This window comes from Daejeonella sp., from assembly GCF_049655485.1.
GTDB lineage: Bacteria > Bacteroidota > Bacteroidia > Sphingobacteriales > Sphingobacteriaceae > Daejeonella.
This window is the reverse complement of record NZ_JBASJU010000213.1, coordinates 1-25,551: the sequence shown is the minus strand read 5'-3', so window position 1 is coordinate 25,551 and position 25,551 is coordinate 1. Positions and strand designations below refer to the sequence as shown.

Here is a 25,551-nt window from a genome sequence, read left to right as displayed (position 1 = left end):
TGAAATTCTAGAAATATGATCTGCATTTTATAACTTTATATCCCTTGTATACGTTTACTAAAGATGCTTAGAGTAAGAATAACTTTCCTTTTTGTACTGATCACAGCAATCTGTAAGGCTTCCTCTATCCTTATTCCGATGGATGAGGAGCAGAAAAATCATTTAAAAGCATACGGTATAACGTTCTGGACGCTTAAAAATGGATTAGAGGCCGACTGGCTTTTGAACTATCGTGGCGGAAGTTTCCTCATAAAATATTCTCAACAATTAGAATCTGAATGTAAAATACGCGGAGTTTCATATGAAGTTCTGCCAGATGCACGAGTTAACGGGATTCTAAACGAAATATCTGACCCCTCAGTGAACATGGAGATGGTCAAACTCGAAAAAGCACCAAAGATCGCTGTCTACTCTCCTAAGAATAAACTACCCTGGGATGACGCAGTGACGATGGTTTTGACCTATGCTGAAATACCCTATGATATCCTCTACGATGATGAAGTCTTGAAAGGGAATCTGCCTAAATACGACTGGCTCCATCTTCACCATGAAGACTTTACCGGACAGTATAACAGGTTTTGGGGTAATTATAAGAACGCGAGCTGGTATATTGAAGATGTTAAAATTCAGGAGGAAACCGCAAAACGTAATGGATTTAAAAAAGTTTCATCAATGAAACTAGCTGTAGCTCAAACGATAAGGGAGTTTTGCGCAGGAGGCGGATTCATGTTCGCCATGTGTTCAGGTCCGGAAACTTTTGATGTTGCACTGGCTGCCAACGGAACAGACATCGTCGAGAGGGTGTTCGATGGAGATGGCTCGGACCCACAAGCGCAGGCAAAACTGGATTTCAATCAGACTTTCGCTTTCCACAACTTCAAACTAGATCTTAATCCTTCAAACAATGAATTTTCGACCATTGACGCTCGTCCGGATGCATCCAGCAGCGCAACCTTCGAGTCGGATTTCTTTACACTTTTTGATTTCTCGGCCAAATGGGATATTGTTCCGGCCATGTTAACTCAGAGCCATGATAAGGTGATAAAGGGTTTCATGGGTCAAACAACATCCTTTAAACGAAGTTTCATCAAACCTCACGTATTGGTGATGGGAGAAACCAAGACCATGGACGAAGCAAAATACATCCATGGTGAGTTCGGTAAGGGACAATGGACATTCTACGGCGGCCATGATCCTGAGGATTACCGGCATCTGGTTGGTGACCCTCCTACCGACTTAAGCTTGCATCCTAATTCACCGGGATACCGGCTTATCCTAAATAACGTATTGTTTCCAGCGGCGAAGAAGAAGAAGCAGAAGACATGATTAGTTATAAAACTTCCAACTTACCGCAAATTTCAATAGCGCATCCTGCATTGGATATCCACGCACAGTATAATATCCCCGGGAAAACAGGTTTTGATTTGCGTAATCGTATTTAATAAACAGGTTCGTACGTTTAAGCGTTGCTTTGACCCAAACATCCATCACAGGGTATGTAGAATATTCAAGCCCACGATTGTCATTATAGAACTGGCTTACATTAATTGCGTAAGCAGGTGCTTTAAAAGGCGTGTTAAATCTCAGATCAAACCCGATGTTAGTATAAAGCACTTTAAATAATCTCGAAGCGTAATAGAAGCTGTTGTAGGTGTAAACTTCCGGAGTGCGCAGTATATCCTGAAAATCAGTTTTTTGGTATACTACATAATTATCCAGGTTAAAATTTCGGAACTTAAAATTTTTCATTACACTGAGCTTGAGTAAATTAATATTCGTTCCGAACTGTGCAGGCTCAATTTGCTGAGCGGTTGCGGTTTCTTTGTAATATAAATGATTACTCACTAAAAAATACTCCGCCTTTGCCGATAATCTAAATTTGTTGTTTTCGTATAGAAAAGAAAGGTTGTTCACCTTCGTTTTTTCGAAATTGCGATCCCAGCTGTGGTATTGATAATTCACCCGTTCATACATCTGTTCCGGTGATTTATTCTGTGTATAGGCTCCCAAAACAATCCGGCCAATCGACTTACTGAGGAGAAAGTTAGCCTTCGCTTCATGCAGGAAATCACCAAAATTAGCACCTTGCATAATCTGCTGAAAATTCGCATCTAAGCCCGCCTTATCACTAAAACGGTAGGAAAACCCGGCTTTTAGGGTTGTATTCGAAAAGTTTTTCTGGAAATCCATTTGCTCATAATGATAAAGATCATTTTGAATGCCGAGATCGAGTTTGGCCTCGTTCTTTAAAAAACTAACCGCTTTACTCCTGAGATAAAAACTATAATTGAACTCATTTCGAAGATCAGTTACGAAAGTAGAGTCATTGGTCTGTATATAATCACGGGATGGCAGTATTGGAAAGGCCCCAAAAAGATCTTCTTCATTTCTATAAAACCGATATCGGTCCTTGATATAAGAAATCGAATGCGAAAGCCTTTGCGTTGGAAGAATACGTACAGAACCATTCTCTCCTGATAGGCTATCTTTCCTTCCGATATAGTAAAACTGTTTAAGAAAATACTGCGTACGTCGCCAAATCTGCATTGGGCGGTCTGCTCCTGTCGCCGCTAAACGTACTGTTTCTGCGTTTTTCGCCAGAGACTCTCCATTAAATATCGTATCATTAATAGTCGAACCGTTTTCACCGGCTTTAATTTTATTAAAGAGGACATCACCAATTATATTATACCTCTTATTAGGAGATTCATACCATGCGAACAAAGCAGCGTTCAGATGATCAGATTTCTGATTTATATATAGCCCTTCCCCTGCCAAACGGTTAAAGTTGGCTCCAATGTTTAAATTGGGTTTGACGTTCTGAGAGTGGGTAATCTTAAATGTTTGTTCTACATCCTTTCCGTTAACATAGTACAACTCTGTATATGGTGTTCTCGCCCTATAGAACCGTAGAGAATCCTGAGTAAGGCGATAAAGGTCAAGCGAGTGGAATCCGGCATCAAATCCGATTGTTTTAGTAGGTTGAAAAAGCATTTCCCGATAGGCAATACCATTTACTCCTAAACCAATAGTTGGATTACCTGGCTGGTTGATTGGACTATAGTTCTGGAAATTAGCCAGCGTGGTATCGATACCGATTGTTTGTGTACCCTCGTTAAACAACTTTAAATTCGTATAGCGGACATACTTCGAAGTATAAACGATTGAGTCTGCCGATGATTCTTCTTTAAGCCGTAAGGAATCCAGACTTATAGTCCCGGCCGGAACCGGAACTTGTCCAAACACCACCGATGTGCGCAAGAAAATTAGTAATCCTAAGATTAATTTCTTAATCATTTAATTGCAGAAGTAAACCTTTTAAAATTGTTGTCATTTTTGGTTCCGCCTCGTTCGCAGTTTTAATAATTTCTTCAACGGAAACTGCCTGTAGCGTATCAGGGAATCCCTCATCAGTGAGTACAGAGATAGCGAAAACAGGTAATCCCATATGATTAGCTACAATAACTTCCGGCACCGTGCTCATTCCTACGGCGTCGCCGCCAATAGTACGCAAGAAGCGATACTCTGCCCTTGTTTCCAGGTTGGGGCCGTTAACTGCAACATAAACTCCGGTATGACATCTAATATTATTCTTTTTTGCGATTTCCATCCCAACAGCAACCAGTTTTTTATTGTAAGGCTCACTCATATCCGGGAACCTTGGCCCCAGGCTGTCTGAATTCCTTCCCCTTAATGGGTTATCTGACTGGAAATTTATATGATCGTCAATAATCATCAGGTCGCCTTTTCGAAAATCCGGATTAAGCGCTCCACTGGCATTCGAAACTATTAGTTTTGAGATTCCCAGCATTTTCATCACCCTTACGGGAAATGTAATCTGCTGCATATCATACCCTTCATAATAATGCAAGCGGCCCTGCATCGCAACCACCCGCTTTCCGCTAAGTGTTCCAAAAATCAGACGTCCGGAATGGAACTCCAACGTGGATATGGGGAAGTTAGGGATGTTGGAATACATCAATTTATGAGTTACCTCGATATCTTCAACCAGTCCGCCGAGTCCGGTACCAAGTATAATTCCTACTTCAGGCTCAAAATCACCTATTTTTCTTTTGATGTATTCAGTGGTTAACTGTAGGTTCTGCTGCATATTTTTCTATCAATTCGTTAAATCTTGCCCTTTCCGGTTGGTGTATTTCGGCCCGGACCGGCAAGTAGTAAACCGGTAAAGCTTTTAAAAGTTCTTGTGTCGCGAAAGAGCCCAAGCGTTGAGCGTCTTTTTCGGTAGTTATTATCAGCTTGTCATCTGCCTGCACTGCTTCAAATGCCTGCACAAGTTTACTGATATTTTTCCTGGTGAAGTTATGATGATCCGCATAATTGTGGTGTGTTATCAATTGCGTGTAACCCCCAATTTCTGATAAAAGAGGTGCCGGATTAGCTATTCCAGTGAGCAAAATAATATTGGTAGTTACTTTTATTGCAAGTAGTTTCCGAACTTCCATTTCCGTATTAAAGGGCTCCAAATCTCCATACTCGAGGTACGAATAGAAAACCTCCTGATGACTTCTCGGCTTGATAAGGCTCAATATCTCTTGTCGGTCTGCCTGATCTAACCCTGGCGGGGTTTTGGTAACCACAAGTATATCCGCACGGTCTTTTTCCCAAACCGGCTCCCGCATATCACCCGCTGGTAGAAGCATTCTAAGACTGGACAAGCTGTTGTAATCAAATAGCAAGATACTCAGGCCGGGCCTTAATGCCCGGTGCTGGTATGCGTCATCAAGGATTATAAGCTCATGGTTTTTCTCCAGCGTTCTGATACCATCTACCCGTTTCTCGCAAACGGCTACCGTTATGTCGTTAAATTTCCTTTTGAATTGCAAGGGCTCGTCGCCCGATTCTGTACTTAAAGAGTCCTTCTCAACTAAACGGAAGCCTTTTGATCGTCGCCCGTATCCCCGACTTAATGTCGCTAATTTGTATCGATCTTTAAGTAAGCGTACAAGATATTCAGTCATTGGACTTTTACCGGAACCGCCCACAGATAAATTTCCGACAGAAATAATGGGCAAATCAAATTCCGTCGACCTTAGGATACCGAGGTCAAAAGCAAGGTTACGAGCTACTACTCCAATGCCATAAATCAGAGAAAACGGAAATAAAAATGGTCTTAGCGATTTCATATATAAGGATTAGCCAAAAATACACTTTTGATTTCAACCTTATATTTATCATATTTTACTACTTTGGATAAAAAATACAAATGAGAAGAATAATTGCAATTTTCTGCCTCTTAGCCAGTGCAATCTGCGTAAGCGCACAAAACAAAATTGATAAAAAGTTAAACTTAAAGCTCAGGGAATTGGTAAATGGTTTTCAGGGAGACATTGGGATATATGTGCAGAACTTGAAAACCGGTAAGATTGCAGAAGTTAATGCAGATACCATATTTCCGACAGCAAGCATGATAAAAGTGCCCATAATGGTCGGCGTGCTTGATAAAATTGAAGAAGGCGAATTAAGGTATAGCGAAAAATTAGTGTACCGGGATAGCCTGCTATATGCTGGAGAAGACATTTTGGGATCATTTAAAGACGGAGAAAAGATATCTCTTAGTAAAGTGCAGATGTTGAGCATCACCACCAGCGACAATACGGCCAGCTTATGGCTCCAAAAACTTGTTGGAGGTGAACACATTAACGAATGGCTTGAGAACAATGGTTTCAGGAGTACAAGAGTTAATTCCCGCACAGCCGGAAGACAAGGAGACTGGCGCAAATATGGCTGGGGACAAACCACCCCCCGCGAAATGGCAACTCTGGTAAAAATGATCCGTCAGGGTAAGGCTGTAAGTCCCGCAGCAAGTGAAAGAATGTACCGAAATATGACCCGAATATACTGGGATGCAGAGGCTTTGTCGCAGATTCCACCATTTGTTCAGGCAGCATCCAAACAAGGTGCCGTTGACCAATCGCGTTCAGAGGTTGTTTTGGTGAATGCCCCACATGGCGATTATGTATTTTGCATTATCACTAAAAATCAAAAAGACACCAGCTGGACGGACGATAATGAAGGCTACCGAATGATCCGGAGTCTTTCCAAATTGCTATGGAATTATTTCGAGTCAGACTCCAAATGGAAACCGGCGGAGGGCATTGAAAAGTATGGGGATTGATTTGAATCTCTCCCCTTCCCACTTACTTCTTAGGTTCTGCTTTCTCCGAATTACTTACAAAAGCGATAGATTTACTGTCGGGCGACCATGAATTTACATTGATTGTCCCTTGTCCGCCGTATAGATAAGCAATAACCCGGGGAGCACCCCCGCTTACCGGCATCAGCTTTAAAGAAACTTTTTGGTAAGACGGGTGAGAATCCGGATCAATATCCGGAAGAAAAGCAATGTAAGCTATCCATTTGCCATCCGGCGAAATATGAGGGAACCAATTATTATTCTCATCGAAAGTTAGTTGTTCCTTCGCTGTCCCATCCGGCTTCATTCGCCAGATTTGCATAGTACCGGTAGGGTTTGCATTGTAATAGATATATTTTCCATCGGGAGAATATTCAGGCCCGTCTACATGTCCGGAAGTATTAGTAGTGAGTGCTTTCTCAGCATGCGTATTAATATCGGCAGCGTATATATTATAAACTTTGCTGCCGTTTCGCTGTGCTACAAAAACCACTTCTTTATTATTTGGTGCCCAGCCATGCCAGTAGGAAGGGTTTTCTTTCGTAATCAATTTGGGAGTACCACCTGATAAAGGCAATACATAAATATAGGAACCTCCCTTAGCACCATTAGCGCTTATAGCCAGGGTTTTATTGTCAAAAGAAATACCATGGTCATTATTAATGCCTGCCACTTCTCCTGTGTTTAATTTTTCCGGCGTTCCTCCCCCTATTGGAATGGTATATAACGCTCCGTCTTGGTTAAAGAGTAATTTCCTTCCATCTGGCATCCAGTTAGGGGCTTCAAATCGACCTGTGCTTTCCAGAATTACTTTTCTTTTGCCATCTGCGATAGTCATTGTTTCCAGGCGGCAACCTACAACTCCCTGGCGGGTATTAAGGGTTTTCTGGACCACGGGATTTGGATGATAAGCAGGAGGAACAGGCTTGTCTATCCTCACATTCCAAACTTTAGCTTCTGCTATCGCTTCCGGGTCATGTGATGACACGAATAAACCCGCCAGCACTGCATCAGGCATATCAGGCAATTCATGGCTTCCCACTTCCTGAAGTGGTTCGCCCCAATTCGCCACCCGCATTGTCATCTTTTTTCCCTGTCTCTCTAACTGCACAACCTGGAACTGTACTTTCTTAGGGTAGAAGATTTCATCCTGCGGGTCACGCATAAATGCACCCTTCATTGCCCTCCATTGTAATACAGTAAGACCATCGCCATGGACTACAGCATTCATACTGGCTGACGACTCGTCCGCGGTCTCGCGTACCATCCATCCTATTTTGCGATGCGGATCTCCTTTATCGCCAATAAACTGAAAATTTGCGGTGAGGATAAAATCCCCTTTGATCTGGTTATATAAGTAATGGAATTCATCCCGGTTAAACCAAATATTAGCCCCCGCACCTTTTATATAATATGTTTGAGATTCGGCATCATATCGGGATGAACCTGGAATTTTAGGCTTCCCGATGTCGGCGTGATTTTGAAATATTCCTACCGGTCCGTTCTGAGCAATACTCAGCGAACAGATGAAACAGAAGGCAATTAGAAAGGACAATTTTTTCATAGACATCGAGTTAATTATACCAGGGGTTAGAGAGCTTTTGAAAGCTACATACTTCATTCTCTATATTCTCCTAAGCTAATAAAAAATATTTGCGAGGATGTATCCCGCCTTTCTTCCGAGTTTTAAAATTGTTTCAATTCTGAGTGTAATGAAATGAGATTGCTTCGCTGCGCCCGCAATGACAACCCGGTATCCATGATACCTTGTCATGGGTCGCATGTTCCATCAACATTAAAACTGTTTTTGTCAAACTCATTTTGCGATATAAATCTGTTCAAATCAGATATATTATAATCTGGACAGGCACCGGGCTGCGAAGCTACGAAAGCACCAAGAGCCGCTGCCGAGATTAAGCAATCCTGAACACTTTGACCTTTTAACTTTTGACCTAGAAAAGCTGCAAGGAACGAATCACCGCTGCCTATGGTGTCATTTATTTCAACCTTAAATGCCGGTATGGTAAACTGCTCCGATTTCGAATAATACGCCGCTCCATTAGCGCCTTTGGTAACTACTATCTCCTTAATACCGAACCGCTCCTGTAACATATTAATCATCTGCCGCTCATTCTGGCTATTACCAAACCATGAAGAGATAAGGTTTAATTCATGACTGTTTAATTTTAACAGATCGGCGTGTTGTAATAAAATGGTAATAGTTTCTTTGGTAAAATGCGGTTCACGTAAATTGACATCAAACACCCTGTACCTGGATGCTTTTAAAAGGGATTGTAATGTTTTAAATGAAGTCGGATTCCGCACTGCAAGGCTACCGAAAACAAATGCATCCGCTGCAGCGACCAGTTGATCCATTCGCTTTTCTGGCAGTATAAAATCCCAGGCAACTGGTGAAACTATCTCATAACTTACTTCGTGATCTGAGCCAATGTTCACTTCAACTGTTGAAGTATTATACATCATATCTGTTTGACAATATTCAGTGGATATACCTTTTTTGTTGATGAATTTGAGTAAATCCTCACCATTTTGATCAGATCCCACTTTACTGATCAGCGTGCTGATTATACCAAGTTGATTAAGATGATAAGCTACATTCATCGGTGCACCACCTGGTTTTCTGCCGCCAGGCAAATTATCCCAAAGGATCTCACCAAAACAAACGACTTTGATATTCTTATCTTCCATAATTATTGATTTCGGCTAACTTCACATTAATGCACAATCATGGTTGTTTCAATACTTTCTAATGATTTACCCTTCGTCTCCGGCATCATGCGCCAAACAAACAGTAGCTGAAAAACCATCATGACGCTGAAAAACAGAAAAGTATTTCCTCCGCCGGCTATTTCTGATAAATAGGGAAAGCTGAAAGCAACAAGAGCGGCCATTATCCAGTGTGTGGAGCTTCCAAGAGTTTGTCCTTTTGCGCGGACTTCATTAGGGAAAATTTCCGAAATAAAAACCCAGATAACTGCTCCCTGTGAGAAAGCAAAAAAAGCGATGTAAATCATCAGGTAAAATGTGATAGCGTAACCACCGAAATCATTGGTGTAAAAGGTATAGGATACCAGGCCCAGGGAGACAATCAGTCCTACCGAACCTATTAACATGAGAGTTTTACGGCCAAATCTATCTATAAACGCAATTGCTAAAAGTGTGAAAATAAAATTAACCACTCCTATTCCGACCGTTGATAATAAAGAGGTAAGTGTTCCTAAGCCTGCCATCTCAAAAATACGAGGTGAATAATAAATGATCGCATTTATACCGGATACCTGGTTGAAAACGGCAAAGAGAATCGCTAACGTGACCGGGAATCTGTATCTCTTTGAGAACAATAAACTAGACTTCTCATCTTCTTGCAAAAGAACATGCGAATCCTTAATGGCCTTATGTACCTCTTTAAAATTGACCGGATCAATACGTTGTAAGATCGCAAGCGCTTCTGCATCTTTTGACTTATGCAGAATTAACCATCGCGGGCTTTCAGGGACAACGGTCAACAGAAGGAAAAACAATATTGACGGGAATGCCTGAACACCCAACATCCATCTCCAAGAGTCTTCTCCGCCCTGTCCAATTAGATAATTTGACAAATAAGCGATCACGATGCCAAGTACAATATTTAACTGGAACAATGCAACCAGGCGCCCTCGCGAATTGGCAGGGGAAATCTCCGAAATATAAATCGGGGCTGTTACTGATGACATACCAACGCCCAAACCACCCATAAAGCGAAACAACAGGAAGACATACCAGTCGGTGGCAAAGGCCGTACCGACCGCCGAAATAAGGTAAAAGACTGCAACAATATACAAGGTAGTTTTCCGCCCGTATTTATCCGAGGGTAAAGAGCCAGTTAAAGCTCCAATCACAGTACCGATGAGGGCGATGGATACAGTGAGTCCGTGCTCAAACACGTTCAGGCTCCAATAGGCTTGAATGGCCTTTTCAGCGCCCGAAATAACCGCGGTGTCAAAACCGAAAAGGAAGCCACCCATCGCCACAACAAGTGACCAGGCTAATACAGATTTCTTTTGCATATACAAATATTAGATTCGATGAATTAAACTTTATTTCGCACCCTGTCTTAAAGATAAAAGAGAAAATTGGGATTACAATTCGAACATTCAGTTTTTTATGATAAACCTGTTTCCAACCAAAGCCTTATCTTCGCAGAACTAAATAACCAATTATGTTAAAAGGATTTTTCAATGTACCTGAACCGGTAAATGAAAATGTATTAGATTATTCTCCGGGCAGTAAAGAGCGCTCACTCTTAAAGGAAGCAATAAAAGATGCCCGTTCCAGGCTTATCGACATCCCAATGGTGATTGACGGCAAAGAAGTTGGAACTGCAAAAAAAATAGAGATACATCCGCCACATGATCATCATCACCTGCTTGGAACATATGCTCTGGGTGAGAAAAAACATGTAACAGATGCAATCAATGCTGCCTTAAAAGCCAAAACTGCATGGGAAGAAATGGCTTGGGAGCATCGTGCTTCGATATTCCTAAAGGCGGCAGACCTGATCGCGGGTCCTTACCGATATAAATTGAATGCTGCGACTATGCTTGCGCAATCTAAAAATGCATATCAGGCGGAAATAGATGCAGCGTGCGAACTTATTGATTTCCTTCGATTCAATGTAAAATACATGTCGGATATTTATAAGCAGCAACCACCAGTATCTCCAAGAGGTGTATGGAATAGAGTTGAACAAAGGCCCTTAGAAGGATTTGTTTTTGCACTCACGCCTTTTAATTTTACCGCTATTGCCGGTAATTTACCAACTTCTGCGGCGATGATGGGCAATGTAGTTGTTTGGAAACCCGCCAACACCCAAATCTATTCCGCGCATGTACTGATGGAGATATTCCGTGAAGCTGGGCTGCCTGATGGAGTAATCAATCTGGTATTCGTATCGGGACCCGACGCGGGAGAAGTAATTTTCAATCATCCAGATTTTGCGGGTATTCACTTTACAGGATCAACCGGAGTATTTCAGGATATCTGGAAAACAATTGGAAACAACATTCACAAATATAAAACCTATCCTCGTATCGTTGGCGAGACGGGCGGGAAAGACTTTATTCTTGTTCACGGCTCCGCAGACGTTGATGTAGCAAGTACTGCCATAGTAAGAGGTGCATTTGAATATCAGGGACAAAAATGTTCTGCTGCATCCAGAGTTTACGTAGCGGCTTCAGTATGGCCGGAGATCAAAAAACGAACCCTCAGTGATCTTACAAAGATAACCACGGGTCCTGTTGAAGATTTTGGCAACTTCGTGAATGCCGTGATCGACGAAAAATCATTCGACAAATTAGTGAAGTATATCGACGCTGCTAAAAAAGATAAAAGTCTGGAAATAATCGCAGGTGGAAACTACGATAAATCGAAAGGCTATTTTATTTATCCAACCATCATTCTTACAGAAGATCCAAAGTATGTTACCATGTGTGAAGAACTGTTTGGACCAGTCCTGACCATTTTTGTATATGAAGACAAAGACTTCGAGAAAACGCTGGAGATAGTAAATAATACATCGATATATGCCCTAACTGGAGCAGTTATTGGACAAGACCGTTACGCTTTGGCCAAAGCAACACACGTCCTTAGAAATGCTGCAGGCAATTTCTATATTAATGATAAGTGTACTGGTGCAGTTGTTGGTCAACAGCCATTCGGAGGTGCCAGAGGTTCAGGGACAAATGACAAGGCTGGTTCGATGATTAACCTTTTACGCTGGGTTTCGCCCCGGACCATCAAAGAGACTTTCGACCCTCCTAAGGAATATCAATATCCTTTTTTGAGAGAAGAAAACTAATCTCTTAATATTACATTCTATTTTTACTTTACATAAAATGGGCACCCAAAAGGTGCCCATTTTATGTAAAGTAAAATCCGGCAAACCGGTAAATTTTATTATAAAACTGCTTTCCCTGAACTGGACAGCTTCATCTCCTTTAAAGGAGGTATCTCATAGTATTCTTTGATATTCACAAGCTTGACGATCGTAGCTTTTGAGTAAGCACTATGTTTAAAGTTGTCGATTATCTCCAGCACATCTTTGTCTATAAACCTCGATTCAGTACCGTCAATAATAACATCGGCTTCAGCAGGCAAATTGTTTAGTGTATACTGTATAGCCGCTTTATTTAGGAATGATACCTCCTGGGCAAGCTTAATTGTGATAATCTTCTTATCTCCGTTTCTTTCGATTTTATAGAAGTATGGGTTACGCAAATTAGTTCTAAGGATATAGAATATTCCTACGACCATACCTATCGCTACTCCTTTCAAAAGATCGGTAAATACAACTGCCAGAATTGTAACAACAAAAGGAATAAACTGATCCTTCCCGTGATGCCACATCTTTTTAAACAACTCCAAACGGGCTAATTTATAACCAGTAACTAATAAAATAGCGGCTAGACAGGCTAAAGGAATTTGATTTAAAAAAAGAGGAATGAACAACACGGCTACAAGCAGCAATGATCCATGAAATATCGCACTCATCTTTGTTTTACCACCTGAATTTACATTCACAGATGACCGTACAATAACCGATGTCATGGGCAAGCCACCTAACATACCGCTGGTGATATTACCAACACCTTGTGCTAAAAGCTCACGGTTCGTCGGCGATGTGCGCTTCAACGGATCAATTTTATCAACAGCTTCTATACAAAGTAGCGTTTCGATGCTAGCAACAATAGCTATCGTAAAAGCAACAGTCCAGACACTTTTATTTGTTATCTGCGAAAAGTCGGGTGTTGTGAATAAGGTTAGAAACTCCCCAAAAGAATTAACTACAGGAATAGTAACCAGGTGATCCGGTGTCAGAGCAAATGATGTACTCTGAAAGAGAAAAGAAAACAAAATGCCGATTGCTACAACCAAAACCGGCGCTGGGATCATACTCAGCTTTTTTAGTCTTGGCCAGTAAATCAGGATTATTAATGAAAGGACACTGATTATAACTGCAGCAACGTTCACTTTATTCATCGCTTCGAAAAGTGCTGAAAACGTATTATTTTGGTCGAATTGAAAAAAAGCTTCATCCCCTTCAAAATCTGAATCATAGCCTACAGCATGCGGGATTTGTTTCAATATAAGTATGATACCTATAGCCGCAAGCATACCTTCAATTACCGCCGATGGAAAATAACTGGCAATGATACCAGCCTTCAATATACCGAGTAAAATTTGCAAAAAGCCGGCAATAACAACTGCCAGCAAAAAGGTTTGGTACGATCCTAAAGAGGCTATTGCACTAAAAACGATTACTGTTAATCCTGCAGCGGGTCCACTGACACTTAGCTGCGAACCGCTTATAGAGGAGGCCACTATTCCCCCGATAATACCGGTAAGTATACCGGCAAATAAGGGCGCCCCAGATGCCATGGCGATACCAAGGCACAAAGGCAGAGCCACCAGAAAGACAACTAAACCTGCAGGCAGATCCTTTTTTAAATTACTTGAGAGGTATTTATTCATATTATTCCAGATCTATTCTGATCAGTTTTATTAAATTTTAAATTATTAATACGATTAACTGGCTTTCGCCAGAGCTTTTTAGATAGCTCGGACATCTACACTACTGTCGACATGATTCTCGAGATCGAACATCTCATCAAAAAATTCTACCGCTCCCGTACTTATATCATAAATACCACCAATGATACCTATTTCTTGATTTTCAAGCATTTCACGTATGATTTTGCTTTCATTGACAATAGTTTCAATTTGGTGACGCACATTATTGTGTAGTACATTATTTAAGAAACCGCCATTTCCGGAGGTACGATTTTCTGTAGTTTCAGTTTCTGCTTCTATAGCAGGATCGATCATTTTCGTTAATGATCCCAGGTGGCCCATTTCAACCCCATCGCAAGCTGCTTTTACTGCGCCACATGCTGTATGCCCAAGAACGACTATAAGTTTACTTCCGAGAACTTTGCAGGTATACTCCATACTTGCAATGGCCTGCTGACTTGCAATATTGCCTGCTAATCTTACGCTGAAGATATCGCCTAGTCCCTGGTCAAATATGAGCTCCGATGCTACTCTAGAGTCACTGCAGGCCAGAATCGCTGCGAAAGGCCACTGTCCGTCAGCAGTTTCTGTTATGGTCTGCATAAAATCTTTGTGTTTACTCAGGTTATTACAAAAACGGGTATTTCCTTCTTTAAGGAATGTTAAAGCTTTATGAGGTGTTAATGATTCGCGTATTTGTCCTAAATGATGTTTCATGGTAATTCTTTTAATATTTTAATATTGATATGACTGACTGAAAAGTATTCCAGCCTTTGATTTGAAATGTCCGATAAGCTTAACAACAGTAAAATATGTGGTATCCTTCGCAGCCAAAACCAGGAAGGTTAACAGATTTTAAAAGCTGATAATTATTGAATTCCCTGTAATCAGGAATGTTGAATTGTTGAATTGCTTAGCAATTCGGAGGAGGAGTAGGCACTGAAGGAAAGAATGCCCTTATTGGATTATCTCTTAATAAGATATATCGATTAGACAAAATATCAACTTGAGGGTTGAAAAATTTGAATTTGCTTGGACCATTCAGCCACTCTCCTTTGTTAAGTGAGTCTTTAGCTTGATCGGCACCCTTGGTGGAATGATTTTCAATCTCTAATTGCATGATCACAGCATTGACAACCTCGCTATCCATGTGGATGGCAACCATGGGTGCAACGGAAATAGCCATTTTCGCGAAGAAAATAAATAAGAAAACGTAACTAAATAACTTTTTCGCGAATTGCTTTCTCATATTGGTGTAATCGATACACTATCTATTTTAGATTTCGCTGCTAAATTAACAATAAGGAAGCCAAAGGGTTAACAGATATGAATAAATGTTTAAACATTAACAAAAGAATTACATAGTATAGTATCAAGTAGCAAGTAGCAAGTATCAAGATTCTGGGGTATTAAACAGTATGAGGGGCTTATAATTGCTGTCAGGGGCAAAATCTTGATACTTGATATTTGATACTTCCTTCTCCTTTTTTACTAATTTCACAAAAAAGCTAAATTTTGGATAAGAAAGTAGAAATTTTAAGAGCTAAGCAGGATGAAGCTCTGCTTGGGGGTGGAAAGAACAGGATTGAAAGTCAGCATAAAAAAGGGAAACTAACAGCAAGGGAGAGACTTCATTTCCTGCTGGATGAAGGTTCGTTTGAGGAGATTGGTATGCTGGTTACTCACCGCTCAACCGATTTTGGTATGGAGAGGGAGAAATATCCGGGTGACGGAGTCGTCACCGGATATGGTACCGTCAGCGGCCGACTTGTTTATGTGTTTTCCCAGGACTTCACCGTTTTCGGCGGATCGCTGTCAGAAACGCACGCGGAAAAGATCTGTAAGATTATGGACCTTGCTCTTAAAAATGGTGCTCCTGTAATAGGTCTTAATGATTCTGGAGGTGCACGGATACAGGAAGGAGTAGTTTCCCTTGGAGGATATGCTGATATATTTTACAGGAATACTATGGCCTCGGGGGTGGTGCCACAAATTTCGGCAATTATGGGGCCCTGTGCGGGAGGTGCAGTATACTCTCCGGCAATTACAGACTTTGTGTTGATGGTCGAGAATACCTCATACATGTTTGTAACCGGCCCCAACGTAGTTAAAACTGTGACCCATGAGGAAGTAAGTTCTGAGGAACTAGGTGGTGCGAGTGCACATTCATCGAAATCTGGTGTCACCCATTTTGCATGCAGTAATGAAATTGAAGCGATAAATCATGTAAAGAAATTACTGAGCTATATGCCCCAGAATTGTGAAGAGACTACTCCACAAATGGTTTATGAGCAAGGCGATGAATTAAGATCCGGGTTAAATGATATCATTCCTTCAAACAATTCGCATCCCTACGACATCCGGGAAGTGATTACAGAAATTGCCGACGAAGATTCATTTCTTGAGGTTCATAAGGATTTCGCAGAAAATATCGTAGTGGGGTTCGCCCGGCTTGCTGGCAGAAGTATAGGCATTGTAGCTAATCAACCGGCTTTCCTTGCTGGTGTATTAGACATACATTCATCTGTCAAAGGTGCCCGCTTTGTACGATTCTGCGATAGTTTTAATATTCCCTTACTCGTACTCGAGGATGTTCCTGGATTTCTCCCCGGAACAGACCAGGAATGGAACGCCATAATAACAAACGGAGCTAAATTATTATACGCTTTTTGCGAGGCAACTGTTCCAAGGATAACAGTGATCACCCGAAAAGCATATGGCGGGGCATACGATGTGATGAACTCGAAACATATCGGCGCTGACATGAATTACGCCTGGCCAAGTGCTGAAATAGCCGTCATGGGAGCGAAAGGTGCTGCTGAAATTATATTCAAAAAAGAGATTAACGCTGCAGATGACCCGAATGCCCGGTGGCTGGAAAAGGAAAAGGAATACTCCGACATATTCGCAAACCCCTACCGCGCCGCTGAACGGGGATTTATTGACGAAATCATTGAACCGGCTGAGACGAGGAAAAAACTGATCAGGGCATTTAAGATGCTGGAAAACAAAGTGGTTAATAATCCGAGGAAGAAGCATGGGAATATCCCTTTATGAGTCACATCGAACAAATCCCCCCCTATCTCACCTGGAAAATCCGCCATAAGGTGATGTACCCGGAATTGGATTTCGAAAAGGTGATTCTTCCCAATGATGATGACGGAGTTCATTTAGGCTTATTCGACGAAAACAAACTAATTACGGTGGTTTCTTTATTTAAAACAGATACGTCGATGCAGTTTCGGAAGTTTGCCACTCTCTCAGAATATCAGCACAAAGGGTACGGATCAGAAATACTTCAGTATCTTTTAGAATATTCTAAAAATGAAGGCTGTGATCATATTTGGTGTAATGCACGTAGAAGTGCGACAGCATTCTATAGCAAATTCGGTTTCATCGGGACTGATAAAACGTCCTTTGCTAATGGACATGAATACATGGTCATGGAAAGGGCCTTGTAATATGGTAAAATGGAAGATATTCTTAAGACCAGCCAATTTGAAAGTCTGATTTTCGATCTGAGGGGATACAAGGTCATGATCGACGCAGATCTTGCCGCTCTTTACGAAACCGAGACGAAAAGATTAAAAGAACAGGTTAAACGCAATAGAGAACGTTTTCCCGACGATTTCGTCTTCGAGACGACAAAAGATGAAAAAGAACAACTGGTCGCAAAATGCGACCGGTTCGCCAATCTTAAACATTCCAGTGTCAATCCTATGGCTTTTACAGAACAAGGTGTTGCAATGCTGTCTTCTGTGTTGAGATCTCCAAAAGCCGTAAAGATAAATATCGAAATCATGCGTGCTTTCGTATATTACCGCCAAATATTGCTTCAGAATCAAGATCTTTATAAAAGGATAAATGAATTGGATGAAAAAATAAATAATGTATTTCAACATCTTCTGAACAAAATCGAAAATAAAAGATTAGAAATAGAGCCAGTTGGCTTCAGATTAAAGACAAAGAAGGATAATTTATAATGGCAAAGAAAAAAGAAGAAAAACACATACCAGTTGTTACTAAGAAATCCCTGGCATTTTTTGAAACATACATTAATAACCCCTCCCCGACTGGTTTTGAGTGGGAAGGACAACGTCTATGGCTCGATTATATCAAAGAGTATACAGACGAATATTTCGTTGATAACTACGGAACTGCAGTTGCGGTAATAAATCCTGAGGCTACTTATAAAGTGGTAATTGAAGCTCACGCCGACGAAATTTCCTGGTTTGTAAATTATATCACCAAAGACGGGTTGATATATGTGATAAGAAATGGCGGATCGGATCATCAGATCGCACCATCGAAAAGAGTAAATATTCATACCGATAAAGGCATCGTAAAAGCGGTTTTTGGATGGCCAGCAATTCATACCCGAAACGGAGAAAAAGAAGAAGCACCAACATTAAAGAATATTTTTCTGGATTGTGGCTGTACTACGAAAGAAGAAATTGAAGCTTTAGGAATCCATGTGGGATGTGTGATAACCTATGAAGATGAATTTATGGTTTTAAACGATCGTTATTATGTCGGTCGTGCCCTCGACAACCGCGCTGGTGGATTCATGATTGCTGAGGTTGCGCGTCTCCTGAAAGAGAATAAGAAAAAACTTCCGTTTGGACTATATATTGTAAATTCTGTTCAGGAGGAGATTGGTTTACGTGGGGCCGAGATGATTGCTCACCGCATCAAACCGAATGTCGCGATTATCACGGATGTAACTCACGATACCCAGACTCCTATGATCAACAAAATTACGCAGGGAGATCTTGCTTGTGGTAAAGGACCTGTGGTTTCATATGCGCCCGCGGTACAAACTAACTTAAATAAACTCCTTATCGAAACAGCTGAGAATAACAAAATTCCTTTTCAGCGTCAGGCTTCATCCCGATCAACCGGCACTGATACCGACGCGTTTGCATATTCGAATGAAGGCGTAGTTTCGGCTTTGATTTCACTCCCACTAAGGTATATGCACACCACCGTTGAAATGATCCATAAAGAAGATGTGGATAATGTGATCCGACTGATCTATGAGTCGTTATTGAACATCAAAGTTGACCATGATTTTAGACCGATAAAGTAGTGGATAGAAAATCCCAATTTGCCGAGACAATAAAATCATCATACACCACCGAAAAGGCATTTATTTATCTTGGGGCGGGTATTTTGGACGGCGAGATCATTTCAGGGGCTGAAGTAAATTTAGCACTGAAGATGATGAATCGACATGGCCTGATTGCAGGGGCGACTGGCACGGGAAAAACCCGAACTCTTCAGCTTATTGCTGAACAGCTATCCGACGCTGGAGTTCCTGTTTTTATGCTGGACGTGAAGGGGGACCTTTCCGGGCTTAACCAGGCTGGACAATCTAATCCAAAGCTGGAGGAGCGTGCCGCGGCACTGGGCAGAACCTATGAGCCTTGTGGTTTCCCTGTGGAACTATATTCACTCTCGGGGAAAATGGGCGCCCAAATGCGTGCCACAGTAATCGAATTTGGGCCTGTATTACTCTCTAAAATCCTGGATCTGAATGAGACGCAGGCTGGAGTGATGGCTGTAATATTTAAATATGCAGACGACCATAAACTTCCACTGCTTGATCTTAATGACCTTAAAAAACTAATTTCATATCTTTCAAGCGGCCCGGGAGCTGCTGAGATCAAAGAAAGTTATGGAAGTATTTCCAGCTCAACTTCCGGAACAATGCTTCGTAAGGTCGTAGCAATTGAGCAACAGGGCTTGTCGCGCATTTTTGGTGAACGGTCGTTTGACATACAGGATCTGTTCAATCGGGTTGACGGAAAAGGCGTTATAAGCCTATTGAATATTTCTGACGTCCAGGCCCAGCCGGTTTTGTATTCTACATTTTTATTAAGTCTCCTGGCAGAAATTTTCTATAGCATGCCTGAAGCTGGAGATCCAGAAAAACCCAAACTGGTTTTCTTTTTTGATGAAGCCCACTTGCTCTTCAAAAACTCCTCACGCGCGTTCCTTGAACAAATCGAGACCATTATCCGGCTAATCCGATCGAAAGGAATCGGTGTATTTTTCTGTACGCAGTCTCCAATGGATGTTCCTGAAAGTGTATTAGGTCAATTAGGCAACAGGGTCCAGCATGCGCTGCGGGCATTTACACCTAACGACGCAGAGGCGCTTAAAAAAACAGTGAACACTTATCCCCGATCAGAATTTTATGAAATCGACCGCACGCTTACGGCTTTGGGAACCGGGCAGGCTCTGATCACAGTTTTAAACGAAAAAGGTATTCCAACGGAAGTTGTGGCTACTCATCTCATCCCACCGAGAGCATCTATGTCGCCACTCGCAAATGCTGATGCTGTTGCCTTAATGGACTCAAGTGAAATTTTCAGAAAATATCAGGAAGCAATAGATCCGGAAAGTGCACACGATATTCTAACGAAACGGGTCAATGAAAAACTAGCTGAAGATGAAACAGCCAAACAAAAAGAGCGGGAAGTAAAAGAAAATGCTCCCAGGAAAAATGAGAAGAGCACCCTTGAAAAAGTCATTAACGCACCCATAACCCGACAAATAGGAACCGCAATTGTCAGGGGCTTATTCGGTATGCTTACAGGAAGAAAAACACGTTACTGATTTTGTTGTTAGTTGTTATAGTAATACAATGAATTTAATCTTATAAATAAATTTCAATGAAACCTACTTTAGTAATTCTTGCGGCTGGAATGGCCAGCCGCTACGGCAGTATGAAGCAAACTGATGGATTTGGGCCTAACGGCGAAACCATTATTGATTATTCGATATATGACGCTATAAAAGCTGGATTTGGCAAAGTAATATTCGTTATTAAGGAAGAATTTGCCGACAACTTTAAATCTATATTTGAACCAAAGTTAAAAGGCAAGGTAGAGACTGATTACGTCTTCCAGAATTTCGACTTAAAGCCTTTTGGGATTGATTTCGAAATAGAACGTGCAAAGCCTTGGGGTACTGCTCATGCCACTCTGGCTGCGAGAGATGTGGTAAAGGAGCCGTTTTGTGTAATTAATGCAGATGATTTTTACGGCCGTGAAGCCTATCAAAAAATGTACGACTTCCTGACAACAGAAGTTAGCGATACTCAATTCTCTCTTATCGGATTTCAGATCAATAAAACTTTATCAGATTACGGATCTGTATCCCGCGGCGTTTGTGAAGTTGACGATGCAGGTAATATGACCGAGGTAAACGAGCGAATTAAAGTATACTTTAAGAAAGACGCCGAAGGAAACAATACCAGCGAAGTGGCATTTGAAGAAGACGGTACAGAATACCCGCTTAAAGCCGACGCGAGGGTATCCATGAATTTCTGGGGTTTCACCCCTAAGGTATTTGACCTTTCTGCGGAAATGTTCAAAAATTTCGCTTTAAATAATAAAGACAAGCCTAAAGCAGAGTTTTTTATCCCGCTGGTAGCTGATGAACTTATTAAAATCGGCAAGGCCGCATTTAAAGTAATCCCTACGCAAAACAAATGGTTTGGAGTAACTTATATAGAGGATAAACCGATTGTACAGGAAAGTATTGACAAGTTGGTGGAAAGCGGGGAATACCCGAAGGAATTATGGAAGTAGTGAATTGTTGATTCCGTACTAATTCTTCGGCTTTGCAGACTACCAGGCTATTATTAAAGCACATCCTAAGGGATGTGCTTTTTTATGGCATTTGCTGTTGTTGCTAACCTTCCAAACTAACCCCAAACATATAACCCATCAAAGCAGTCAGACCCATCGCTAAAGTACCCCAAAAAGTAATCCGAAAAATTGCTCTACCTACGCTTGAGCCCCCTGTCTTCGCTGCCACAGCGCCTAGGATAATCAAAAACAATATAGCAAAAGCATAAAGCCAGTATTCCATATTTTTCAAAGGCATAAATAAGGTCACTAACAGAGGCAATGTACCTCCCAAAACAAATGATGCCCCTGATGCTAAAGCCGCTTGGATTGGATGGGCTTGGGATATTTCATTAAGCCCTAATTCATCCCTCATATGGGCGCCTAAGGCATCATGCTCGGTTAATTCCTGCGCCACTATTAATGCTGTTTTCTTTTTCAGACCTCTTTTCTCGTAAATCTCAGCCAAACGTTCAAGCTCCAGTTCGGGCATTTCAAGTAACTCCTTACTTTCTCTAATGACGTCAGATTTTTCAACGTCTGCCTGCGAGCTAACGGACACATATTCACCTGCGGCCATAGACAAAGCGCCCGCCACTAAACCTGCGACAGTGGCTAAGATCACCGGTTCTCTAAGAGAACTGGCAGCTGCAATACCAATTGCCAGACTGGCGGTCGATAAAATACCATCGTTTGCACCAAGAACCGCAGCACGAAGCCAATTACTTCTTTGAACGTAATGGGGCGCTAAGTAATCATCTTCTAATTTGACCATAATATCATTTTCAGGTATTTCCTATAAGGATTAAGCGATATTAAATTTAGCAGCAACCCTGTTAGTCATATTAAAACAGGTTGGTCTTTTTTCTGAAGGCTCGATTGTATACTTAAATATATACATCTTCTCAAACATATCAAGTCTTTATAGTCAGTTTAATTAGACACTGCAGCCCTGGATATTTTCATATATTTAATCACATAAAAAGAACTGAATGCTTATAAAGAAAATTTTCCTGGCTATAACCATGGTTGTAATTCCTGGCTTACTGCTGGCTCAAAGCGGCAAAGTTTCAGACAATTTATCGCTGCCAAGCAAAATTCTGAATGGAGATAGAAAATATGGGATATATCTACCGCCGGATTACGCGACTTCAGAACGTGATTATCCTGTACTTTATCTTCTGCACGGATCCGGGGATGATCAGACCGGTTGGATTCAGTTTGGCGAAGTTCTTAATAGCGCTGATAAAGCAATCCATGCCGGTAGTGCGACACCCATGATAATTGTAATGCCGGATGCAAATACCGGCAGACGCGGTTATTTCAACAGTATGAACGGCGACTGGCTTTATGAAGATTTCTTTTTCAAGGAGTTCATGCCATTTATCGAAAAGAAATACCGGATTAAAAAGGACAAACGTTTCAGGGCTATTTCCGGCCTGTCAATGGGCGGAGGAGGCACATTCATGTATGCCCTTCATCATCCCGAACTGTTCGCTGCCGCAGCACCGCTGAGTGCTTCTGTGGGGCCTGTCACACTGGATGAGGCTAAAGTGAGTTACAAGAGAACCACTCCTGATGCTACCGATCAGCAAATGGAAGCCTATTACAATCGCCATAGTGCAGTAGCATTAGTGAAAGCTATGCCCGACTCTACTAAAAACAGTGTGAGATGGTTTATCGATTGTGGTGATGACGACAGGCTTTCGCCCGGGAATTCATTTGTGCACATCGCGATGAAGGAAAAACAAGTTCCTCATGAATTCAGGATGAGGGATGGTGGACATACGTGGACGTATTGGAGGGAATCCTTGCCTAAAGTATTGGAATTTGTGTCTGCATCGTTTCACCAGTATTAAGATTTGCCTTTTAACTAAGTACAATAAAAATTAGGATTCATAGGATTATAGGATTTAAAGGATTTATACGAACTTGATAGTGACTTCAACAGTTTCTACCGCCGGAAGTTGGGTCCACTGGGCGCCAAGTCCCGCGTTTGCAGGATGAATCCTCTATCCTTTACTGGGCTGCCGGCCTGCCGACAGGCAGACAATGACACGTTTGCATCCTATGAATCCTCTAATCCTATGAATCCTAATTCAGACATTTTCTTTTTTACCGTTCTATCATCCTATAAATCCTAATTAACCAAAACAGGCTACCCTTTTGGGGTAGCCTGTTCCTTTATAAGACATCGATCCTACTTTTTATCGTCTTCTTTCACTTCCTCAAAATCAACGTCAGTTACATGATCTCCTGCATCCTGTGCCGAAGCTTCACCCTGAGGTTGGCCATCCTGTCCTGCTCCGGCTTCTTGAGAAGCTTTATACATATCCTCTGAAGCTACATTCCATGCAGCCTGAAGTTCTGCCTGTGCAGTATCTATGGCTGCGAAATCCTTAGATGCATGAGCATCTTTCAATTTCTTTAAGCCAGCTTCAATTGGAGATTTTTTATCATCAGATAATTTATCTCCGTATTCTTTCAATTGTTTCTCAGTTGAGAATATTAAAGCATCAGCAGCATTCAGCTTTTCAACTTCTTCACGTGCTTGTTTGTCAGATTCAGCATTTGCTTCAGCTTCATCTTTCATTTTTTTGATCTCTTCGTCAGTTAAACCTGAAGAAGCTTCAATACGGATCTTTTGCTCTTTACCAGTTGCTTTATCCTTAGCTCCAACATGTAGAATACCGTTAGCATCGATATCAAAAGTAACCTCAATTTGAGGGATACCGCGCGGTGAAGGTGGAATACCATCAAGATGGAACCTTCCGATTGTTCTGTTCTGATTTGCCATCGGACGCTCACCCTGAAGGATGTGAATCTCAACAGAAGGCTGATTGTCAGAAGCCGTTGAGAATACCTCAGACTTCTTAGAAGGAATAGTTGTATTCGCTTCGATCAGTTTGGTCATTACCCCACCCATGGTTTCAATACCTAAAGAAAGCGGAGTAACATCTAATAAAAGTACATCCTTAACTTCACCAGTTAATACACCACCTTGAATAGCTGCACCAATAGCAACAACCTCATCCGGGTTTACACCTTTCGAAGGTTCTTTACCAAAGAACGCTTTAACTGCATCCTGTATAGCAGGAATACGAGTTGAACCACCAACAAGAATGATCTCATCAATATCTGATGTGCTCAATCCAGCATTCTTAAGTGCTTTTCTACAAGGCTCAATAGTACGTTTGATCAGGCTGTCTGCCAGCTGCTCAAATTTCGCACGTGTTAATGTTTTAACAAGGTGCTTAGGCATACCATCACCGGCAGAAATATATGGAAGGTTAATCTCTGTCTGCGCTGTGCTTGAAAGTTCAATTTTTGCCTTCTCTGCAGCTTCCTTTAAACGTTGCAAAGCCATTGGATCCTTACGCAGATCAATACCTTCATCGCTTTTAAATTCATCAGCCATCCAGTCAATGATCGTAGCATCAAAGTCATCACCACCCAGGTGAGTATCACCATCAGTAGATTTTACTTCAAACACACCATCGCCAAGTTCCAGAACAGAAACGTCATGCGTACCACCACCACAGTCAAACACAACAATTTTCATGTCCTTGTGAGCCTTATCCAAACCATAAGCTAACGCAGCAGCTGTAGGCTCATTAATGATACGAGATACTTTCAAACCAGCAATCTCACCAGCTTCCTTAGTTGCCTGACGCTGAGCATCATTAAAGTATGCAGGAACGGTAATAACCGCCTCCGTTACTTCCTGCCCAAGGAAATCTTCCGCAGTCTTTTTCATTTTCTGCAAAATCATCGCAGAAATTTCTTGCGGAGTATATAAACGGTCGTCGATCTTAACACGTGGAGTGTTATTGTCGCCTTTTTCCACTGTATATGGAACACGCGCTATTTCATTAGTAACCTCGCCGAAGCTGTTACCCATAAATCTCTTGATTGAAGAAATGGTTTTTGTAGGATTGGTAATTGCCTGGCGTTTTGCCGGATCCCCCACCTTACGTTCTCCATTATCAACAAATGCAACAATCGAAGGCGTAGTACGCTTTCCTTCGCTGTTTGGAATAACTACAGGTTCATTACCTTCCATTACTGCAACGCATGAATTTGTTGTTCCTAAGTCAATACCAATTATCTTTGCCATATTCTTATTACCCTTCTTTAATTTGTGTTTAGTTTTCTACAGAGGAATTAACAAGCGTTGTGCCAAATCGG

21 protein-coding genes are annotated in these 25,551 nt (G+C 41.5%); 10 read left to right on the top strand and 11 right to left on the bottom strand.

Going from position 1 to position 25,551, the window contains the following annotated elements:
• Nucleotides 1-63 precede the first annotated feature (63 nt).
• Nucleotides 64-1,326 (top strand): asparagine synthetase B, encoded by a 1,263-nt coding sequence (locus tag WBJ10_RS09030; RefSeq protein ID WP_424289478.1) that lies wholly within the window; start codon nt 64-66, stop codon nt 1,324-1,326.
• On the opposite strand, the gene WBJ10_RS09025 is transcribed toward WBJ10_RS09030, so the two are convergent.
• From WBJ10_RS09025 to lpxK, 3 genes are read right to left on the bottom strand one after another with little or no spacing between them, the layout of a single operon-like run.
• Entirely contained in the window at nt 1,327-3,297 is a 1,971-nt protein-coding gene (locus tag WBJ10_RS09025; RefSeq protein ID WP_424289476.1) for a putative porin, read from the bottom strand.
• Complete coding sequence (locus WBJ10_RS09020; protein ID WP_424289474.1) at nt 3,290-4,111, bottom strand: purine-nucleoside phosphorylase; 822 nt, start codon at nt 4,109-4,111, stop codon at nt 3,290-3,292. The genes WBJ10_RS09025 and WBJ10_RS09020 overlap by 8 nt, the downstream gene beginning before the upstream one ends.
• Nucleotides 4,083-5,147 carry a tetraacyldisaccharide 4'-kinase gene (lpxK, locus tag WBJ10_RS09015; RefSeq protein ID WP_424289472.1) on the bottom strand — a complete coding sequence of 355 codons (1,065 nt, stop codon included), beginning with the start codon at nt 5,145-5,147 and terminating at the stop codon, nt 4,083-4,085. The genes WBJ10_RS09020 and lpxK overlap by 29 nt, the downstream gene beginning before the upstream one ends.
• 80 nt (nt 5,148-5,227) lie before the next feature.
• On the opposite strand from lpxK, the gene WBJ10_RS09010 reads away from it, so the two are divergent.
• Nucleotides 5,228-6,139, top strand: coding sequence for a serine hydrolase (locus WBJ10_RS09010; RefSeq protein WP_424289470.1), 912 nt, complete (start codon nt 5,228-5,230; stop codon nt 6,137-6,139).
• Between the two features lie 22 nt (nt 6,140-6,161).
• Here WBJ10_RS09010 and WBJ10_RS09005 read toward each other — a convergent pair whose 3' ends face one another.
• From WBJ10_RS09005 to WBJ10_RS08995, 3 genes are all read right to left on the bottom strand, one after another.
• Entirely contained in the window at nt 6,162-7,721 is a 1,560-nt protein-coding gene (locus WBJ10_RS09005; RefSeq protein WP_424289468.1) for a TolB family protein, read from the bottom strand.
• 206 nt (nt 7,722-7,927) lie between these two features.
• The gene (locus tag WBJ10_RS09000) at nt 7,928-8,866 is read right to left on the bottom strand and encodes a carbohydrate kinase family protein (RefSeq protein ID WP_424289466.1); all 939 of its coding nucleotides are present in this window, start codon (nt 8,864-8,866) and stop codon (nt 7,928-7,930) included.
• 26 nt (nt 8,867-8,892) lie between these two features.
• Nucleotides 8,893-10,224, bottom strand: a complete 1,332-nt coding sequence (locus WBJ10_RS08995) for a sugar porter family MFS transporter (RefSeq protein WP_424289464.1) — start codon at nt 10,222-10,224, stop codon at nt 8,893-8,895.
• 152 nt (nt 10,225-10,376) lie between these two features.
• On the opposite strand from WBJ10_RS08995, the gene pruA reads away from it, so the two are divergent.
• A complete protein-coding gene (gene pruA, locus WBJ10_RS08990) occupies nt 10,377-12,014 on the top strand; it encodes an L-glutamate gamma-semialdehyde dehydrogenase (protein ID WP_424289462.1) in 1,638 nt (545 codons plus the stop codon).
• A gap of 98 nt (nt 12,015-12,112) precedes the next feature.
• On the opposite strand, the gene WBJ10_RS08985 is transcribed toward pruA, so the two are convergent.
• From WBJ10_RS08985 to WBJ10_RS08975, 3 genes are all read right to left on the bottom strand, one after another.
• Nucleotides 12,113-13,687: a SulP family inorganic anion transporter gene (locus tag WBJ10_RS08985; RefSeq protein WP_424289460.1), complete on the bottom strand. Its 1,575-nt coding sequence runs from the start codon at nt 13,685-13,687 to the stop codon at nt 12,113-12,115.
• 78 nt (nt 13,688-13,765) lie between these two features.
• On the bottom strand, nt 13,766-14,443 hold the full coding sequence (locus tag WBJ10_RS08980) for a carbonic anhydrase (RefSeq protein WP_424289458.1): 678 nt from the start codon (nt 14,441-14,443) through the stop codon (nt 13,766-13,768).
• Between the two features lie 196 nt (nt 14,444-14,639).
• Entirely contained in the window at nt 14,640-14,975 is a 336-nt protein-coding gene (locus WBJ10_RS08975) for a hypothetical protein (RefSeq protein WP_424289456.1), read from the bottom strand.
• 266 nt (nt 14,976-15,241) lie between these two features.
• Here WBJ10_RS08975 and WBJ10_RS08970 point away from each other — a divergent pair, with 266 nt between their 5' ends.
• The 6 genes from WBJ10_RS08970 to WBJ10_RS08945 are packed head-to-tail and all read left to right on the top strand — an operon-like array spanning nt 15,242 to nt 21,324.
• Nucleotides 15,242-16,783 (top strand): acyl-CoA carboxylase subunit beta, encoded by a 1,542-nt coding sequence (locus WBJ10_RS08970; RefSeq protein WP_424289454.1) that lies wholly within the window; start codon nt 15,242-15,244, stop codon nt 16,781-16,783.
• Nucleotides 16,780-17,187: a GNAT family N-acetyltransferase gene (locus WBJ10_RS08965; RefSeq protein ID WP_424289452.1), complete on the top strand. Its 408-nt coding sequence runs from the start codon at nt 16,780-16,782 to the stop codon at nt 17,185-17,187. Before WBJ10_RS08970 ends, WBJ10_RS08965 begins: the two co-directional genes overlap by 4 nt.
• A gap of 9 nt (nt 17,188-17,196) precedes the next feature.
• A complete protein-coding gene (locus WBJ10_RS08960) occupies nt 17,197-17,709 on the top strand; it encodes an ORF6N domain-containing protein (RefSeq protein ID WP_424289450.1) in 513 nt (170 codons plus the stop codon).
• The gene (locus WBJ10_RS08955) at nt 17,709-18,815 is read left to right on the top strand and encodes a M42 family metallopeptidase (RefSeq protein ID WP_424289448.1); all 1,107 of its coding nucleotides are present in this window, start codon (nt 17,709-17,711) and stop codon (nt 18,813-18,815) included. Before WBJ10_RS08960 ends, WBJ10_RS08955 begins: the two co-directional genes overlap by 1 nt.
• Entirely contained in the window at nt 18,815-20,347 is a 1,533-nt protein-coding gene (locus tag WBJ10_RS08950; protein ID WP_424289446.1) for a helicase HerA-like domain-containing protein, read from the top strand. The genes WBJ10_RS08955 and WBJ10_RS08950 overlap by 1 nt, the downstream gene beginning before the upstream one ends.
• 56 nt (nt 20,348-20,403) lie before the next feature.
• A complete protein-coding gene (locus tag WBJ10_RS08945; protein WP_424289444.1) occupies nt 20,404-21,324 on the top strand; it encodes a nucleotidyltransferase family protein in 921 nt (306 codons plus the stop codon).
• Nucleotides 21,325-21,427: 103 nt separating this feature from the next.
• Here WBJ10_RS08945 and WBJ10_RS08940 read toward each other — a convergent pair whose 3' ends face one another.
• Entirely contained in the window at nt 21,428-22,138 is a 711-nt protein-coding gene (locus WBJ10_RS08940; RefSeq protein ID WP_424289442.1) for a VIT1/CCC1 transporter family protein, read from the bottom strand.
• A gap of 217 nt (nt 22,139-22,355) precedes the next feature.
• Between WBJ10_RS08940 and WBJ10_RS08935 the strand changes: the two genes are divergently transcribed.
• Nucleotides 22,356-23,222 carry an alpha/beta hydrolase gene (locus WBJ10_RS08935; protein WP_424289440.1) on the top strand — a complete coding sequence of 289 codons (867 nt, stop codon included), beginning with the start codon at nt 22,356-22,358 and terminating at the stop codon, nt 23,220-23,222.
• 341 nt (nt 23,223-23,563) lie between these two features.
• Here WBJ10_RS08935 and dnaK read toward each other — a convergent pair whose 3' ends face one another.
• Nucleotides 23,564-25,480, bottom strand: coding sequence for a molecular chaperone DnaK (gene dnaK, locus WBJ10_RS08930; RefSeq protein ID WP_424289438.1), 1,917 nt, complete (start codon nt 25,478-25,480; stop codon nt 23,564-23,566).
• Nucleotides 25,481-25,551 lie beyond the last annotated feature (71 nt).